Source organism: Alcaligenes sp. GCM10023179, assembly GCF_042653705.1.
GTDB lineage: Bacteria > Pseudomonadota > Gammaproteobacteria > Burkholderiales > Burkholderiaceae_B > Alcaligenes > Alcaligenes phenolicus.
In genome coordinates this window covers 74,054-91,369 of record NZ_JBHSIQ010000002.1, presented here as the reverse complement: position 1 = coordinate 91,369, position 17,316 = coordinate 74,054, and the positions used below count along the sequence as shown (strand labels likewise).

The 17,316-nt window shown below is 56.5% G+C and carries 13 protein-coding genes and 2 tRNA genes; 10 read left to right on the top strand and 5 right to left on the bottom strand.

Features of this window, described 5'->3' with window-relative positions; genetic code table 11:
* The first annotated feature begins 14 nt into the window (after window positions 1-14).
* Window positions 15-557, top strand: coding sequence for a polyhydroxyalkanoate synthesis repressor PhaR (gene phaR / locus ACFPDR_RS09830; protein ID WP_009457627.1), 543 nt, complete (start codon window positions 15-17; stop codon window positions 555-557).
* 3 nt (window positions 558-560) lie between these two features.
* Here the strand turns inward: phaR and ACFPDR_RS09825 are convergent, their stop codons facing one another.
* On the bottom strand, window positions 561-1,703 hold the full coding sequence (locus tag ACFPDR_RS09825; RefSeq protein ID WP_376911079.1) for a GNAT family N-acetyltransferase: 1,143 nt from the start codon (window positions 1,701-1,703) through the stop codon (window positions 561-563).
* Window positions 1,704-1,843: 140 nt separating this feature from the next.
* On the opposite strand from ACFPDR_RS09825, the gene ACFPDR_RS09820 reads away from it, so the two are divergent.
* Entirely contained in the window at window positions 1,844-2,809 is a 966-nt protein-coding gene (locus ACFPDR_RS09820) for a hypothetical protein (RefSeq protein ID WP_376911078.1), read from the top strand.
* 131 nt (window positions 2,810-2,940) lie between these two features.
* On the opposite strand, the gene ACFPDR_RS09815 is transcribed toward ACFPDR_RS09820, so the two are convergent.
* The 4 genes from ACFPDR_RS09815 to ACFPDR_RS09800 form a co-directional block, all read right to left on the bottom strand.
* Window positions 2,941-3,966: a DUF3829 domain-containing protein gene (locus tag ACFPDR_RS09815; protein ID WP_376911077.1), complete on the bottom strand. Its 1,026-nt coding sequence runs from the start codon at window positions 3,964-3,966 to the stop codon at window positions 2,941-2,943.
* 73 nt (window positions 3,967-4,039) lie between these two features.
* Window positions 4,040-4,402 carry a hypothetical protein gene (locus tag ACFPDR_RS09810; RefSeq protein ID WP_376911076.1) on the bottom strand — a complete coding sequence of 121 codons (363 nt, stop codon included), beginning with the start codon at window positions 4,400-4,402 and terminating at the stop codon, window positions 4,040-4,042.
* Between the two features lie 556 nt (window positions 4,403-4,958).
* A tRNA-Met gene (locus ACFPDR_RS09805) sits at window positions 4,959-5,035 on the bottom strand.
* Between the two features lie 831 nt (window positions 5,036-5,866).
* Window positions 5,867-5,943, bottom strand: a tRNA-Met gene (locus ACFPDR_RS09800).
* A 132-nt stretch (window positions 5,944-6,075) separates the two neighbouring features.
* On the opposite strand from ACFPDR_RS09800, the gene scpB reads away from it, so the two are divergent.
* From scpB to typA, 8 genes are all read left to right on the top strand, one after another.
* Window positions 6,076-7,035 (top strand): SMC-Scp complex subunit ScpB, encoded by a 960-nt coding sequence (scpB, locus tag ACFPDR_RS09795; RefSeq protein ID WP_374697900.1) that lies wholly within the window; start codon window positions 6,076-6,078, stop codon window positions 7,033-7,035.
* Between the two features lie 2 nt (window positions 7,036-7,037).
* Window positions 7,038-8,870: a 23S rRNA pseudouridine(2605) synthase RluB gene (gene rluB, locus ACFPDR_RS09790; RefSeq protein ID WP_376911075.1), complete on the top strand. Its 1,833-nt coding sequence runs from the start codon at window positions 7,038-7,040 to the stop codon at window positions 8,868-8,870.
* Window positions 8,871-9,192: 322 nt separating this feature from the next.
* Complete coding sequence (rimP, locus tag ACFPDR_RS09785) at window positions 9,193-9,684, top strand: ribosome maturation factor RimP (protein WP_009457607.1); 492 nt, start codon at window positions 9,193-9,195, stop codon at window positions 9,682-9,684.
* Window positions 9,681-11,165: a transcription termination factor NusA gene (gene nusA / locus ACFPDR_RS09780; RefSeq protein ID WP_035270771.1), complete on the top strand. Its 1,485-nt coding sequence runs from the start codon at window positions 9,681-9,683 to the stop codon at window positions 11,163-11,165. Before rimP ends, nusA begins: the two co-directional genes overlap by 4 nt.
* 67 nt (window positions 11,166-11,232) lie before the next feature.
* Entirely contained in the window at window positions 11,233-14,289 is a 3,057-nt protein-coding gene (gene infB / locus ACFPDR_RS09775; RefSeq protein ID WP_060185744.1) for a translation initiation factor IF-2, read from the top strand.
* 3 nt (window positions 14,290-14,292) lie between these two features.
* Window positions 14,293-14,706 (top strand): 30S ribosome-binding factor RbfA, encoded by a 414-nt coding sequence (gene rbfA / locus ACFPDR_RS09770; RefSeq protein ID WP_009457603.1) that lies wholly within the window; start codon window positions 14,293-14,295, stop codon window positions 14,704-14,706.
* A gap of 33 nt (window positions 14,707-14,739) precedes the next feature.
* Complete coding sequence (gene truB / locus ACFPDR_RS09765; RefSeq protein WP_022983561.1) at window positions 14,740-15,492, top strand: tRNA pseudouridine(55) synthase TruB; 753 nt, start codon at window positions 14,740-14,742, stop codon at window positions 15,490-15,492.
* A gap of 3 nt (window positions 15,493-15,495) precedes the next feature.
* The gene (gene typA / locus ACFPDR_RS09760) at window positions 15,496-17,313 is read left to right on the top strand and encodes a translational GTPase TypA (protein ID WP_009457601.1); all 1,818 of its coding nucleotides are present in this window, start codon (window positions 15,496-15,498) and stop codon (window positions 17,311-17,313) included.
* Window positions 17,314-17,316 lie beyond the last annotated feature (3 nt).

The window sequence follows — 17,316 nt, the reverse complement described above, 5'->3', positions numbered from 1 at the left end:
AAGTAAGCACCAGCATGGGATCCCCTCGACTCATCAAGAAATACCCCAATCGTCGCTTGTACGACACGCAGGCCAGCGCTTACATCACTATGGTCGATGTCAAGCAACTGGTCCTGTCAGGAGAGGAGTTCGCGGTCGTCGATGCCAAAAGCGGCGAGGACCTGACGCGCAGTATTCTGTTGCAGATCATTCTTGAGGAAGAAAGCGGGGGTATCCCCATGTTCTCCACTCCGGTGCTGATGCAGATCATCCGCTTTTATGGCAATGCCATGCAGGGGGTGATGGGCTCGTATCTGGAAAAGAACATTCAGGCCTTCATGGAAATCCAGGAGCGCATGACCGAACAGTCCAAAGGCGTCTACGGCGGTCAGTTCGGCCCGGAAGCCTGGGCGCAATTCATGAGCATACAGGCGCCTGTGATGCAAACCGTCATGAACAGCTATATCGATCAAAGCAAGAATCTGTTTGTGCAAATGCAGGACCAGATGCAGGATCAGACCCGGCAAATGTTCTCGGTCTTTCCCTTTGCGCCACCAGGCAAAGACAAGAAAGACTGATTTTTAGCTTGCCAGCGTTTTAAACGGGGTATGGCTGTTTAGTGCTTCCTGATAGCGGGCCACATGGCCCGCTTCTTCATGCAGGAACTCTTCAATGGCGTGGGCAAAGCGGGGGTCAGCAATCCAGTGCGCCGAGCTGGTGGGAGTGGGCAGCAAACCTCGCGAGAGCTTGTGCTCCCCTTGAGCACCGCCTTCAAAGAAACGCAGTTGCTGCGCAATGCAGAACTGAATTGCCTGGTTGTAGCAGGTCTCGAAATGCAGGCCTGGCACGTATCGAGTACAGCCCCAGTAACGTCCATAAAGTGTGTGCCCGTCCCGCAGCGACAGGGCGCAGGCTACATCTTGCCCATCTTGTTGCGCCAGAATCAGTACCAGAGAGTCGGGTAGCTGTTCGTGCAGGCGCGCAAAGAAATGCCGATTCAGATAGGGGCGTTGTCCGCGCTCCTGATAGGTATTGGCATAGCACTGGTAAAAGTAGTCCAGGTTCTGCTCGCTAATCTCCTGACCCTGTTTGTGCTCAAAGGACAGCCCCTGCTCGTAAACCTTGCGGCTGTCCTGTCGCATTTTTTTGCGCTTTTGCTGGGTCAGGGAGGCCAGAAAGTCTTCGTAGCTGGCGTAGTCCTGGTTCTGCCAGTGAAACTGCACATCGTGGCGAATCATGAAGCCCGCCTGCTCCAGAGCTTGCCTGTCCTCCGGATTCGGGAACAGGACATGCACAGAGGACAGCTGATTACTTTGCGTCAGCTGGATCAGTTGCCTGGCCAGCAGGATGCGATCCTCTTGTGTGTGCGCCAGCAGACGTGGGCCGCTAACGGGCGTAAAGGGGACGGCACTGAGCAGCTTGGGGTAATAGTCCAGCCCATGGCGTTGATAAGCCTGAGCCCAGCCCTGATCAAACACATACTCGCCGCGCGAATGGTGCTTCAGATACAGGGGCACGGCACCAGACAGCGTCTGTCCACGATGCATCAAGAGGTAATGTGGCGACCAGCCTGTCTGTGGAATGGCGCAGCCAGCTTCGTCCAATGACGTCAGAAAAGCATGACTGAGCAACAGGTGATGGCCAGAGAGCGCGTCCCAGTGTGCTGCGTCGAGCTGACTCAGCTGTGTGCAAAGTGAAAATTGGATCGGTTCAGTGCTGACCATGGCAAGGAGTACGTCGGTAAGCTCAACTTGAAACAGGGCTAGGGCATAGACCCTGACGGCTTTGTATACTAGCCAGCGTTTCATACAAAGGGAAGGCTTGATTGGTATTGTTGCCAGCGCTTGCCCAATAAGAGGAATTCATGAAGAAAATTACCTTGGCGCTGGGTACGTGGATGGTGCTGGCAGGTTCGGCTCAAGCGGGTCCTGCTTGTGAGTATTTGCGTAATTATGTCGCTTTACAGCCGCAATCCGGCGACGAGCTGCAGATGCAGGATCAGGAGGGGGCTTGTCTGGTTCGGAATGGACAATGGTCGGCCGGTTTTTCGTCAATGCTGCTGGCCTTTGATGAGCTGGTCTTGCGTGATGAAGGCTTGGCATCCTTGTCCGAGCGGCAAGTTATTCCAGACTCCATGGATCTACAAGTAAGCGGGATCTATGTTCTGACGGGACGTTTGCCAGGGCAGGACTACGTAATGCGCCTGCAAGCCAAGCCTATGGATTTTACTTTCAAGTACAAGTGGGACTCGGCCTTGGCACAATTGAATTTGGAGCAGGTTCGACTGCGTAGTCAGTACCTGCGTGAGGTTCGTGCTCAGGCGCAATTCGGGATTGTGTCGGCCGCAGGACGCCCCTTGGGTGCCGATGATCTTGAGCAGGCAGAGCTTAAAAGTCTGAATCTGTACCTGGATAATCAGAATCTGATCCAGTCCATGATCATGCCTGCGTTGGTGATGAACATGAGCATGTACGAAGACCCGCGCCCCGGTATTGAGAAGGCCTTGTTGGCCGCACGCACTTCCGTGCAGTTGATGCCTGACTCGGTGGCGGATCGGGACAGCCGCGATGCCTTGCTGGCATTTATTGCTCAGCTACCCGCGCCTCAAGGGCGCTTGTCGTTGAATATGACAATGGATCCCCCTTGGCCAGCGGCACGTCTGGAGTCTGGCTTGTCTGTGGATCAGGTGCGTAAATTGATGTCTGGCATGAAGGTGCAAGCCAGATTCAATACAGGGCAAGAAGCCCCGTCTGTCTATGTCTGGCTGCGTGATCGTCTGCGTGATGGTTTGCGGTTTTTCGATCTTCGCAAGGATGACGCGGCGCGCTAATGAGCGTTTGGCCCTGGTGGCGGGAGGCCCTGTAATACCGGACCAACCCCATCTTGCTTGGGGTCTGCCATTGCCAGTGCGCAGGCTGCGCTCTCCTGCTTACGGAAAACGCAGCCATTAGCCTGGTTTCGTCAGGCGTCGGGTAGCATGTTGTAGTTTCTGATCATGCTGTTGTAGTCGTTCTCCAGCTTGGAGAGCTGGTACTCCACATTGGCTTGCTTTGCGTCCGATGCCAGGGCTCGGCGCAGATCCTTCAAGCCCACCAGGAAGGTATTGAAGTTGCTGGACAGGGCAAACCACTTGGGCGCGTTGCCCAGCTGCGTTTTGGTGTCGGGATGTGCTTTGGCAAAGGCATCAGCCTTGTCGAAGGCGGCTTGATACGCTTGCTCGATTTTCTCGATGGACTGGCCAGTGAGCTGCTCGGACTCTGCCAACGTGCTGATGGCATCAACGGCGCGGCGGGCGGCCAGAGAGACATTCAGCGTGTGCCAAGCAAAGTTCTCGGTGCCGTAAGCCTTTTCAATCGCCACCAACTGTTTTTCCCGCAGACTGTGATTGCGCTCCGAGACTGTTTGTCTGAGCGTGTCTTCCGCATCAAAGAAGCTGATGAACAGAGGCATGATCTGCTCGTCCAGCTCGCGGCCTTTCTTCATCTGGTCGTCAATATTGTCCTTGCGACTGTAATAGAGATCCGCTTCATTCATGACGGGAATCAGCTTTTCCAGCGTGTCAGCAAACACTTGACCAGGCTTGTCCAGTCCAGCGTCTGCTGGCGGCATGGCGATGGCATTGCGCATTTGGGTGATGCATTCGCGCGAGATGGAGTTGTTCTGCTCGTACACCTTGATCTTGAAGCTGGCGGCAATGCGGGTGGAGCCGGGGGTAGCGACAAGGTTCTGATATTCCTTGATGTATTTCTGGGCATGCTGGCTCAAGGGGCTGGCGACGTCATTCAGGCAGGCAATTACTGGCTGCAGTTTCTCGGCCAGTTGCATATCCTGCTTTTGCAGGCTCACTTCACCATTGCCCAGAAGGGAACTGCCAGAGGTGCCGACCTTCATTTCCTGTGGCAGCCAGGTGTTGAATTGGCCGCTGGCGTAGGCGCCGATGGCAATGCCGATCGCGCCCAGGATCACAATACTTGTAAGTTTCTTCATTTTCGCGCTGTAGAGATAAGCTGCATTGCCCCTGGGGAAAGGGACAGAGACAGGTCTTTTCGGGGAGGGGGGGTTACTGCTCGAAGCCACTGCGCTCGGCAGAAATGGCGCTGCAGCTGCCCTGGTCTTTTTCGCCTACCATGCGGCGATCGCGGATGATGGTGCCGCTTGCCAAGTCAATCTCCCAGGCAATTGCGCCTTCATTCAGGCTGGCCTTGTTGTCGGCAAAGGTGCCTCGCTCCATTCTTTCGCTGCCCGAAGCAGGAGCGTACACCCCAAAGGTGCCAGCCTCTTGATCCAGGGCGAAATTGAAAACCTGGGGCTTGCCCGACGGGTCGGCAAACTCGCAAGTCAAATAGGTGGTGGCAGCAAAGGTGCTGGTGCTGGCCATCAGCAAGGCCAGAGCGGCCCCTGCGATTGCGGGTACTCGTTTCATGTCTTGATCCTTTAGTCGGCTGTCTCCAGCCGATTCTGCTTGTGTGTGAGTGACTGCAAAAAGTACGACTCATCCTGGGATCGCGCAGGCACGTACTTGGCTCCAACGCTGGAGAAGAGGTGGCCTGGCTTTCGTAAGGGATTTCGTCTTTCTTGAAACTCAGCTTGGCTGTGAGGCGTGAGCGTGCAGCGTAGACCACGCCCATGAGGCGTCACTGTGTTCACGCACAAACAAGCTGATTGGCGGGATTTGAAGCGCGATTAGAGGGGCTGGAGCTGACTTGTTATTCTGTGTTCTGGTCATGCTCAAGCTGGCTAATCACCCGCACGGGAAGGTTTATCGCACGGTGAGACTGCGGCCGTCAAGAAAATTTCGTGCTTGAAGTAGATGGGGGCGTACTAGCGGGGTGGGAGTTACTGCAGGAAGAGGGCTTGTCGTGGGTACGCCGTGTTTATTGTTTTGAGGAAACCAGACTATTTAAAAACAACGGGCATAAAAAAAACCGGAATAAATCCGGTTTTTTCAAATTTATCTGCAAGAGGCCGATAAATGAATTTGGTTGCGGGGGCAGGATTTGAACCTACGACCTTCGGGTTATGAGCCCGACGAGCTACCATGCTGCTCCACCCCGCGTCAGAAAAATAACTATAACATAGTTTTTGATTATGTACATAGTGTGGCGTGTTTATTTCATTAATATTTGGCGATTGCCGCTGGAAGGGGCATAAAGGCTGGATAAAACGATCCTCAATTTTCTTGCGTCTTGCTGGTCGCAATGGTGTAATACGAACTGTGCTTACAGGTTCAGCCGGACTGGCATTTCAAAAAGTTCAAACGCGCAAGCGGCTTCCTGTATAGCGACCAGTTCTTGATGGCTGGCATCTGGCTTTGATAGCAGTCGGCTCCCCTACTAGGCGGGATGTCCCGGCAAAACGAATTTCTCTGTTTCTGGCTTTGCTTCAGGTTTAGGCAATCGATAAGCCCTGCGGTGGTCTGTTGGTGCCTTGATGTTGGCATTTGACAATGTAGACCTGTCGCCCCGATCAGTTATTGCCCCAAACGTTGTTGTGCTGTTTTCGCGTTCCGCCAATCAGGAGCGCCAATTCAAATCCAGTCCGATAGGGCTTGCGGACATACTCATCATCAGCATGTGTGCTTACACAACATTTTTAATTGCTTTTAAAGCGGCTGTTTCTGGTTTGAGCCAGGGCGGCGGGCTTGCGTGCGCTTCCGGCCCGATGAAAAAAAGCCCGATGATGGCGACGATGGTGATTCGGATGCGTGCTGCGGCTGCTGTGGTGGCCTTTGTTTGGGCTGGGGTTGTTGCCACATTGCTGATGGCTGGCCTGCGTGTTCTGACTGTGGGCTGCGCCGCGCGCAAGATTGCAGATCAAAACAGCGGGCAACAAAAAAGCCAGCACAAATTGGCTGGCTTGTTTGATTCTGCTAAGCAGTTCCGGGTGATGGTTGCGGGGGCAGGATTTGAACCTACGACCTTCGGGTTATGAGCCCGACGAGCTACCATGCTGCTCCACCCCGCGCCGGAAAAGATAAATACTAACATGGAATTTTTGCTTTATGCAAGTATCGCCAGAAAGTGAGGCTTCCCAGCAGTGACTGAAAGTGAAATAATCCGAGTCCTGGAGACGGCTTTGCTGTGTGCACAGCAGCCCATGAACAGCGCCGAGTTGCGCAAAATGTTTGTCTCCCCGCCGCTGAGCGCGGATGATCTGCGCCGTTATCTGGCTATCTTGCAATTGGATTGGAAAGAGCGTGGCCTGGAATTGGTTCAGGTTGCCTCGGGTTGGCGCTTTCAAAGTCGCCCGGCCATGCAAGTGTTTTTGTCCCGTCTTAGTCTGGAGCGCGCGCCCAAGTATTCGCGGGCCGTGCTGGAAACCTTGGCGATTATTGCTTGGCGGCAACCTGTTACCCGTGGGGATATTGAAGACATACGTGGTGTGAGCGTATCGACTCAAATTGTGCGTACCCTGGAGGATCGGGGCTGGATTGAAGTGCTGGGCTATCGTGATGCGCCCGGACGCCCGGCATTGCTGGGAACGACCCGTCAGTTTCTGAATGATCTGGGTCTGCGCTCTTTGGATGAGTTGCCTTCGGTTGAAACTCTGGACTCCCTGGATGCCTTGGCTTCCTTGCCAAACGGGCAAGCAGCTGCGTCGGCTGATCAGGAGCAGAACAAAGAATCGGATCAAGAACGGGATCAGCAACAGGATCAACAGCAAGATCAACAGCAGGGTGGGGATCATCAGGATCAGAGCCAGGAGCAAGCGGCAGAGCAGGGTGCAGAGCAAGAGTCTGCATCTGTGGCTGGGCAGCAAACTGGTTCCGAAGCAGGGCAAGAAATAGAACTAGAAGCAGAGCAAGACGCTGCTTTGGAAGTGAGCATGGAGCCGCTACAGGCCTCTGTTGCTCAGCTTGAGCTGGAGTCCGAACTGGATTCCGAGCCAGGCAGTCAGGACGATTTGCTTGAGGCAGTTTCAGAAGCGGAGCTGCCACAAACCGAACAAGCTGAAGTGAATACGACACCGGACCCCGTGGATGAGGCCCAGGCTGCGGCTGGCCTATCGGATATACAGGTACCGGACGAAATAAAAAACTCTGGAGTAAATGATTAAAAATGACTGATTCGCACGAGACGAACACAGCCTCCATGTCGGACGCCTCTGGCGCGGCCGACCCCAAGAATCCCCGCGCGAAGGGCCAGGGGCGCAAGCTGCGCACGCCGTTTCGCCGCCGTCGTGGCGATGCCACGCAAGAGTCGGCTCCCCGCCAGAATGAAGAGGTCCAGGCGGCCGCTCCTGGTGAGGCCAAGGCCCGCCCAGCTCGCCCACAAAACAATCGACGCAAACCTGCGGCTGCTGGTCGTCGTCCAGATACACGCGGTGGCGCCAACAAGCGACCAGGCAACACCCAGGCCGCTCGTTACTCCAACCCTGCTGACGACGCTCCGGTTGTGATTCTGGATGGTGATGATGACATCGCATTCAGCCATCTGGACAAGCAAAGTCGTTTGTCGCAGCGCCTGGGTAAGTACATGGGCAGCGACTTGGTGCAGCCTAAATTGCACAAGGTGCTGGCTGAAGCCGGTATCGGTTCGCGCCGCGATATGGAAGAGCTGATCGTTGCAGGTCGTGTCTCCGTGAATGGCGAACCTGCCCATATCGGTCAACGTGTCAGTGCCGATGACAAGGTGCGTATCAATGGTCAACTGATCAATCGTGCCAACACCAAGCGTCCTCCGCGCGTGATTCTGTATCACAAGCCGGCTGGCGAAATTGTCACGCACGACGATCCCGAAGGCCGTGCCACCGTGTTTAGTCGCCTGCCTTCCCTGAAAGTGGGCAAGTGGTTGTCGGTCGGTCGACTGGATTTGAATACCGAGGGTTTGCTGATCTTCACGACATCGGGTGATATTGCCAACCGCATGATGCATCCGCGCTACGGTGCCGAGCGTGAATACGCTGTACGTGTTCTGGGTGAGCTGAGCGAAGAGCAAATGCAATCCATGCGCGATGGCGTGCAGTTGGAAGACGGTGTGGCCAAGTTCGGCATGATCGAATTTTTGGGTGGCGAAGGCAGCAACCGTTGGTATCGCGTCACTATTCATGAAGGCCGTAACCGTGAAGTGCGCCGTATGTTTGAAGCGATGGGTGTGACGGTCAGCCGTCTGATTCGCACTCGTTTTGGGGATGTGGGTCTGCCTAAAAATCTGCGCCGTGGCCGTTGGGAAGAATTGGATGCTGATGTGGTGATGGCATTCATGCTGCGCCTGGGGCTGGTGAAAGAGTCGGATGACGAAGGCACCCACCAGCGTCGCGAACGTCAACCTCTGTCCCACGACAGCGCTTTGCCTCCCGGTTTCGGTACGCTGGAGCACAACGGTCTGAGTGGTGCTCGCATGGGGCGTGGTGGTCGTGTGGCAGGTCGCGGTCGCTCCTCAAATAATGTGCGTGTAAACGAATCCGTCAGCGGTGCCTTGTTCATTAGCGGTGGTCTGGCCAATGGCCATCCTGATGGTGGTCGTCGTGAACACGGTGGTCAAGGGCGTGGTGCTCCACGTAGCGGTCAGGGTGTACGTGGTGGCCAGCAACGCGGTCGTTCGGCGGAAGGGCGTTCTTCGGAAGGACGCGCGCATGAAGGTCGCAGTCGCGAGGGGCGTTCGCAGGAAGGTGCGCGTGTGCACAATGGCCGCCGTCCAGCGCGTGGCGACCAGGCGCGCGGTGAGCAGGGGCGTGGTGATCAGGCCCGTGGTGGTCACGCTCGCGGTGCTCAGGAAGGACGTGCGCCTTCGGCCCGTCGCGGCGCGTCCGATCGTGCCGGAGCCGGGCAAACGCCCAAGGCTCATGTGAAGAAAACAACGGTGGTGCGCCGTGTCAGCCGTCGTGATGATGACTGGCAACCAGCCAGCTCGGCGGCCCATGAATCCCACCTGGGACGCGGGCGCCGGTAAAGCCAGGACGCACGGACTTTGAGTTTGTGGCCCGAACCCTGCGGTTTGGGCCTGTAAGGCCGTGTGAATGCACGTATTTTCCGGTTTTCTGGTAGAATATAGAACTTGGCTCAGAGACGTTTGTGTCGGCTGGGTCTTTTTTGATGCTGCGCGCCAGCGAATAGGGCGGTCTTTCAAGGCAGAGACCGCGTGGATCATCCGGTTCGGTTGCGCCTGCAACTATCCCGATTTGACGTTGGCAATGCGCAAGACCAGGGCCCGCTTGATTCTCAAGCGTGCATGGTGACCATGGGCTGGCGTACAGCCCATTTTTTTGGATTTTATGGCAGACATTCTAGCTTTGGCACAAGAGACCCTGGCGGGTACCGAGTACGAACTGGTGGACGTGGAGCGTGCGCCGCTAGGCTTGTTACGCATCGTCATCGATCACCCGGAAGGGGTGCGTATCGAACACTGTGAATGGGTGTCTAAACAATTATCACGCGTTTTCGAAGTGGAAAACGTGGATTACAAGCGCATGGAAGTGGCCTCGCCGGGAATAGATCGCCCCTTGTTGCGTATTGGCGATTACGTGCGCTTTGCGGGCAGTCGGGTGCAGGTGCGCCTGCACGAGGCGCTCGACAATCGGAAAGTGTTTGTGGGTACGCTCCACGCTCCTGAAGGGGCGCTACCGGCTAGTGTTCCGCTGGATACCGTTTTTAGGCTGGAACTGGACGAAGCATCGGGCAAGCTGACGCAGGTCGAATTCACCTATGACCAGGTGGATCGTGCCAAATTGGATCCCGTTCTTGATTTCAAGGGTAAGAAGCGATGAGTCGCGAAATTCTATTGCTGGTCGATGCGCTGGCGCGTGAAAAATCCGTAGCGCGTGATGTCGTGTTCACCGCGCTCGAGAGCGCCTTGGCCTCGGCCATGAAAAAGCGCTTCAAGGAAGATGTCGATATCCGTGTGGAAATCGACAGGGAAACCGGCGCCCACGAAGGCTTCCGGCGCTGGCTGGTCGTGCCCGACGAGGCCGGTCTGCAAGAGCCCGACAAGCAGGAGATGCTGTCGGACGCCCAGGAGATCGATCCCGAGCTGCAAGTGGACGATTACATCGAAGAGCCACTCGAGCCTATCGAGTTTGGCCGTATCGGTGCCCAGGCTGCCAAGCAGGCCATCCTGCAAAAAATCCGTGATGCCGAGCGCGAGCAAGTGCTCAACGACTTTCTGGAGCGTGGTGAGACCATCGTTTCCGGTACGGTCAAGCGTATGGACAAGGGCGATGCCATTATCGAAATGGGCAAGATCGAAGCACGTTTGCCTCGTTCGGAAATGATCCCCAAGGAAAATATCCGCGTGGGCGACCGTGTCCGCGCCTGGGTACAGAAGGTGGACTACGCAGCACGTGGCCAGCAGGTCATCTTGTCGCGTACAGCACCTGAATTCATTAAAGAACTGTTCGAGAACGAAGTACCCGAGATCGAACAGGGCCTGCTGGAAATCAAGGCCGCTGCCCGTGATGCGGGTGTGCGCGCCAAGATCGCTGTTATTGCTTACGACAAGCGTATCGATCCTATCGGTACTTGTGTGGGCATGCGAGGTTCGCGCGTTACTGCGGTGCGTAACGAACTGGGCGGCGAGCAGGTCGATATCGTGTTGTGGGCCGATGATCCGGCCGAATTCGTGATCGGTGCTCTGGCACCGGCGCACGTCGAATCCATTCTGGTGGACGAAGACAAGCACGCCATGGATGTGGTGGTAGACGAAGAAAACCTGCCCAAGGCGATTGGTTCGCGTGGTCAGAACGTGCGTCTGGCATCGGAATTGACGGGCTGGCAGATCAACATCATGACACCGGAAGAAAGCCGCAACCGTCAGGATGAAGAGCGCGAAGAATTGCGCGCTACCTTCATGTCCCGTCTGGATGTGGACGAAGCCGTGGCCGATATTCTGATCGACGAAGGGTTTACCGGTCTGGAAGAAATCGCTTATGTGCCTATGCAGGAATTGCAGGACATCGAAGCCTTTGACGAAGAAACCGTCAACGAGCTGCGTGCCCGCGCCCGCAATGCGCTGCTGAGCGAGGCCATCGCCAAGGAAGAATTGGTACAGACCGCGGTCAAGGAACTGGCAGGAGTCGAGGGCATGACGCCTGAGCTGATCGCCGTACTGGCCGAAAACGAGATTACAACGCTGGATGAACTGGCGGAACTGGCAACGGACGAACTGTCCGAGATGACCGGCCTGGCGCAAGATGCGGCCAGCGAACTGATCATGCGTGCCCGTGCCCACTGGTTTGACGACGAGGCCTGATATGTCTAGCTAGGTCCCGCGCGTTGTATTCATTAAGAATAGTTGTAGTAAAGCAAGAGAGAGTCGAATGTCGAGTAACACTGTCGCCCAGTTCGCTCAAGAACTGAAAATGCCTGCGAATGTTCTGCTGGAGCAGTTGCGTAGCGCAGGTATTGAGCTCAAATCAGTTGATGACGCCATCACTGATTCGGATAAGGCGAAGCTGCTTGAATCGTTGCGCCGCTCACACGGCAGTCAGGAAGGCAACAAGATCACCCTGACTCGCCGTCAAACATCGGAGATCCGTCAGGATGACGGATCGGGTCGCTCCCGCACGATTCAGGTGGAAACACGCAAAAAACGCGTGTTTGTAAAGCGTGATCCCTCCGAGCTGGTGGCAGAAGCCAATGCGGCATTGGCACAGGAAAATGCAAAGGAGCAAGCTGCTCAGGCCCAGGCGGCTAGTCAGGAAAAGCAAGCTGTTGAACAGGCGCCTGCCGTGCCTGTCAGCAAGCCCGTAGATCCTGTGGCAGCAACTCCTGAAGCTCCTGTGAAAGAGCAAGCCCCTGTCGAGTCCAAGCCTGAGCCCAAGCCAGAGCCTGAGCCCGAAGTGGTCGCTGCTCCCGAGCCGACTCCTGTTGCCGAGCCTGCGCCCGAACCTGCTGCTCCTGCACAGCCCGTTGAGGCTGCTCAGGAAGATACAAAGAAACCCGAGCCTCAGCCTCAGGAACAAGCACCTGCTGCAACGGAGCCATCCGAAGCCGCGGCAGCGCCTGTTCAGGAAAAGGCCGAATCGGCTCCCTCTCCTACGGCCCAAGAAAAGCCCGTGGAACCTACTAAATCTGTAAACGACGCCCGTCAAGCTAACTCTGTGAATAAAAATCAGCACCCTCAAGGGACTAAAACGCCCACTTCGACTGGAAAACCTCGGGATATGGCCGCTACTGGTCAGCGCCGTGCAGTGCGTGGCCCGGTGATTCCTCCTGTTGCCGCCGATGTGGAGCAAGACCAGGATCGTGATCGCGCCCGTAAGGCCGCAGAGGCCGAAGCCGCTGCGTTGCGCGATATGTTGAACCGTCCTCGTAAGGTCTTGCGTGCTCCCGAGCCAGAGGCTGATAGCAAGGCAGGTGCCAAGGGCGCTCAGAAGAAAGACGCCAAAGGCTCCAAGACCGAGAAGGCCCCGGGCAAACCCGTCAAGACTGACAGCACCCCTGGCTGGACCAGCGATGCCAGCCGCAAGAAGCAGCCTTCCAAGGCTGATGTGGCTTCCGCCGGTGCCGGCGGTGGTCGTGAAGGCTGGAAAGCCAATGCCAAGGCAGGTCGTGGCAAGGGTGGTCGTGGTGGCCGCAACGCTCAGGCCGAGCGCCGTGAACCACAAGTGGCAGAATTCATTGCCCGTGAAGTGCACGTGCCGGAAACCATTTCGGTCAGCGATCTGGCTCACCGGATGGCCGTCAAGGCTGCCGAGGTGATCAAGCACCTGATGAAGCTGGGTCAGATGGTTACCATCAACCAGGTTCTGGATCAGGAAACAGCCATGATTCTGGTCGAAGAACTGGGTCACAAGGCGATTGCTGCCAAGCTGGACGATCCTGAAGCCTTCCTGGTCGATACCGATGCTCAGAACGACGCCGAACTGAAGCCCCGTGCTCCAGTGGTAACTGTCATGGGTCACGTTGACCACGGTAAGACTTCGCTGCTGGACTACATCCGTCGTGCCAAGATCGCCTCGGGCGAGGCCGGTGGTATTACACAGCACATCGGTGCGTACAACGTCAAGACAGAACGTGGCACGGCCACGTTCCTGGACACCCCCGGTCACGAAGCCTTTACGGCCATGCGTGCTCGCGGTACCAAAGCCACTGACGTGGTGATTCTGGTGGTGGCCTCCGATGACGGTGTGATGCCCCAGACCCGTGAAGCCATTCACCACGCTCGCGCCGCTGGCGTGCCGCTGGTGGTGGCGATCAACAAGATTGATAAACCTGAAGCCAACCCGGAACGCGTCAAGCAGGAACTGGTAGCCGAAGAAGTGGTGCCTGAAGAATACGGTGGCGATGTGCCCTTTATTCCTGTGTCGGCCAAGACCGGCCAGGGCATCGACGAATTGCTGGAAAACGTGCTGCTGCAGGCCGAAATGCTGGAGTTGAAAGCTCCGGTTGACGCACCTGCCAAGGGTACGGTTATTGAAGCCCGTCTGGACAAGGGCCGCGGTCCTGTGGCCACCATCCTGGTTCAAAGCGGTACCTTGAACCGTGGTGACAGCGTGCTGGTCGGCGCCTCCTTCGGTCGCGTTCGCGCCATGCTGAACGAAACCGGCAAGTCGCTGAGTTCGGCTGGTCCGTCGATTCCTGTAGAAATCCAGGGTCTGACTGAAGTGCCCGCTGCGGGTGATGAACTGGTTGTGATGGCTGACGAGCGTAAAGCTCGTGAGATCGCGCTGTTCCGTCAAGGCAAGTTCCGTGATGTGAAACTGTCGCGTCAACAGGCCGCCAAGCTGGAGTCCATGTTCGACAATCTGGGCGAAGGCATGCAAACCCTGTCGCTCATCATCAAGACCGACGTTCAGGGCTCGCAAGAAGCGCTGGTACAGTCGCTGGTCAAGCTCTCTACCGACGAAGTGCGTGTGGTGGTTGTACACGCCGCCGTGGGTGGCATCTCCGAGAGCGACGTCAACCTGGCGATTGCATCCAACGCGGTAGTGATCGGCTTTAACGTCCGTGCCGAGCAAAGCGCCAAGAAACTGGCTGAAGCCAACGGCATTGATCTGCGTTACTACAACATCATTTACGATGCGGTTGACGAGGTCAAAGCAGCCCTGTCCGGCATGCTGGCTCCCGAGCAGCGCGAAGAAGTCATCGGTATGGTTGAAATCCGCGAAGTCTACAACGTGTCGCGTATTGGTAATATCGCCGGTTGTATGGTTACCGAAGGCGTGGTCCGTCGCGATTCGCAAGTTCGCTTGCTGCGCAACAACGTCGTGCACTGGAGTGGCTACCTGGATTCCCTGCGCCGCTTCAAGGACGACGTCAAGGAAGTGCGTTCCGGCTTCGATTGCGGTATCACGCTGCGTGGCAACAACGACATCCAAGTGGGCGACCAGCTTGAGATCTTCGAGATCAAAGAGATCGCCCGGACACTGTAATTTATGGCACGACACAAGTCCAAACCAAACCCAGGGCGCAACCTGCGCCTGGCCGACCAGATCCAGAAGGATCTGGCGGTTCTGATCCAGCGCGAGATCGACATGACCCGCGCTGGTCTGATTACCTTGACCGGCGTGGAGCTGTCTCCAGACTACGCACACGCCAAAGTGTATTACTCGGTGCTGGGCGCCGAGCCCGAAGTCGCTCAGGCGGCTTTGACCGAGAAGGCCGGTTGGTTGCACTCGCTGCTGTTCAAGCTGCTGCACATCCACACGGTTCCTACTCTGCATTTTCATCACGACCGACAGTTGGAACGCGGCATGGAGCTCTCCAAGCTCATCGACAGCGCCAACCAGGCCGATAGCGAATTGACTGGCTCTGCTTCCAAATCGGACGAGCCAGACGAACAGCCCTGACGCGGCTGTTGTTTCTTCACGGATTGACACACGATGGCTACGCGAAAACGCGGGCAGTTGATTGATGGTGTGCTGCTACTGGACAAGTCCGACGGAATGTCCAGCAACCACGCTTTGCAGCGTGCCCGCCGCACTCTGGATGCCCGCAAAGCTGGCCATACTGGAACCCTGGACCCGTTTGCAACGGGCCTGCTGGTTTGCTGTTTTGGCCGGGCTACCAAGATTTCCGCCACGATGCTGGAAGCAGACAAAGCCTATGAAGCTACCTTGCAGTTTGGGCAGGAAACCGATTCAGGTGACTTGACCGGCAATGTGGTGTCCCAGGCTCCGGCAGATTTTGCCGGTGTCACCCTCGAGGCGCTGGAAGCAGTTCTACCTGCTTTCCGAGGACCCATTACCCAGGTGCCGCCCATGTATTCCGCGCTCAAGCGCGATGGCAAGCCCCTGTATGAATATGCCCGTCAGGGTATAGAGCTGGAACGTGAGGCACGACATCTCGTGATTCACGATTTGCAGGTGCAAGACTTTACGCCGCAATCGGCGCGTTTGTTTGTACGTTGCAGCAAGGGAACCTATATCCGGACCCTGGCGCAAGACATTGGACGTGCTCTGGGGTGTTTTGCCCATCTGACGGCCTTGCGCCGGACAGAATTAGGACCTTTTCATATCGACGACGCCTACACCCTGGACGGGTTGCAGGCGATGGAAGACCCGATGTCGGCCTTGCTGGCCATCGAGAGCTTGCCTACCGAGATTTTGCCCAAAAAACTTCAATCAGAAGGATGAGTTATGAGACGCGCATTGCGCAATGTGGCCATTATTGCCCACGTTGACCACGGGAAGACCACCCTGGTCGATCAATTGTTGAGACAGGCAGGTACGTTCCGTGACAACGAACATATCTCCGAACGTGTCATGGACTCGGGCGATATCGAGAAAGAACGCGGTATTACCATTCTGGCGAAGAACTGTGCCGTTGAATACGAAGGCACCCACATCAACATTATCGACACCCCCGGTCACGCTGACTTCGGTGGTGAGGTCGAACGCGTGCTGTCCATGGTTGACGGCGTGTTGTTGCTGGTGGATGCGGTTGAAGGCCCCATGCCTCAAACCCGTTTTGTGACTCGCAAAGCTCTGGAACTGGGTCTGCGTCCGATTGTGGTGGTCAACAAGGTTGACCGTCCAGGCGCCCGTCCTGACTTCGCGATCAACGCCACGTTCGACTTGTTCGACAAACTGGGCGCGACCGACGAACAGCTGGATTTCCCCATCATTTACGCATCGGGTCTGTCGGGCTACGCCGGTTTGACCGAAGACGTGCGTGAAGGCGATATGCGTCCTTTGTTCGACGCTATCCTGGAGCATGTGCCCCAGCGTGAGGACGACGTCAACGCACCGTTGCAGTTGCAGATCTGTTCGCTGGACTACAGCTCCTACGTGGGCAAGATCGGTGTAGGCCGTGTGAACCGTGGCCGCGTGCGCGCTGCCCAGGACGTGGTCGTGAAATTTGGTCCTGATGGCGAAGTCATCAAAGGCCGTATCAATCAGGTTCTGAAGTTCAAGGGCCTGGAGCGTGTATCGGTAGATGAAGCTGAAGCCGGCGACATCGTGCTGATCAACGGTATTGAAGAGCTGGGCATTGGTTGCACGGTGACCGATCCTGCTCACCAGGAAGCTCTGCCTTTGCTGCGCATTGACGAGCCTACGCTGACCATGAACTTCATGGTGAACACCTCGCCTCTGGCAGGCCGTGAAGGCAAGTTCGTGACCAGCCGTCAGTTGCGTGATCGCCTGGACCGTGAATTGAAGTCCAACGTGGCTTTGCGTGTTAACGAAACTGACGACGACACCGTGTTTGAAGTGTGCGGTCGCGGTGAATTGCACTTGACCATTCTGATCGAAAACATGCGTCGTGAAGGCTATGAAATGGCCGTGTCGCGTCCACGCGTGCTGATTCGTGAAGAGAACGGCGTCAAGATGGAGCCCTACGAGCAGCTGACCGTGGACGTCGAAGACGGCCACCAAGGCGGCGTGATGGAAGAACTGGGTCGCCGTCGCGGTGACTTGCAGGATATGGTTGCTGACGGCCGTGGTCGTACACGTCTGGAGTACCGTATTCCCGCCCGTGGCCTGATCGGTTTCCAGGGCGAGTTCATGACGCTGACACGCGGTACCGGCTTGATGAGCCACACCTTTGACGAGTTCCGCCCCATGCGTGAAGGCACGGTGGGCGAGCGTCGTAACGGCGTGCTGATCAGCCAGGACGACGGTGATGCCGTGGCCTACGCCTTGTGGAAGCTGCAGGATCGTGGTCGCATGTTCGTGTCCCCGGGTGATGCCCTGTACGAAGGCATGATCATCGGTATTCACAGCCGCGACAATGACCTGGTGGTTAACCCCATCAAGGAAAAGAAACTGACCAACGTGCGTGCTTCCGGCAAGGACGAGCACATTGATCTGGTTCCACCTATTCGTCTGACTCTTGAATACGCCGTGGACTTCCTGGATGACGACGAGCTGGTTGAAGTGACTCCCAAGTCCATTCGCCTGCGCAAGCGTTACCTGAAAGAACACGAGCGCCGTCGCAGCCAACGCGAAAGTTAATTT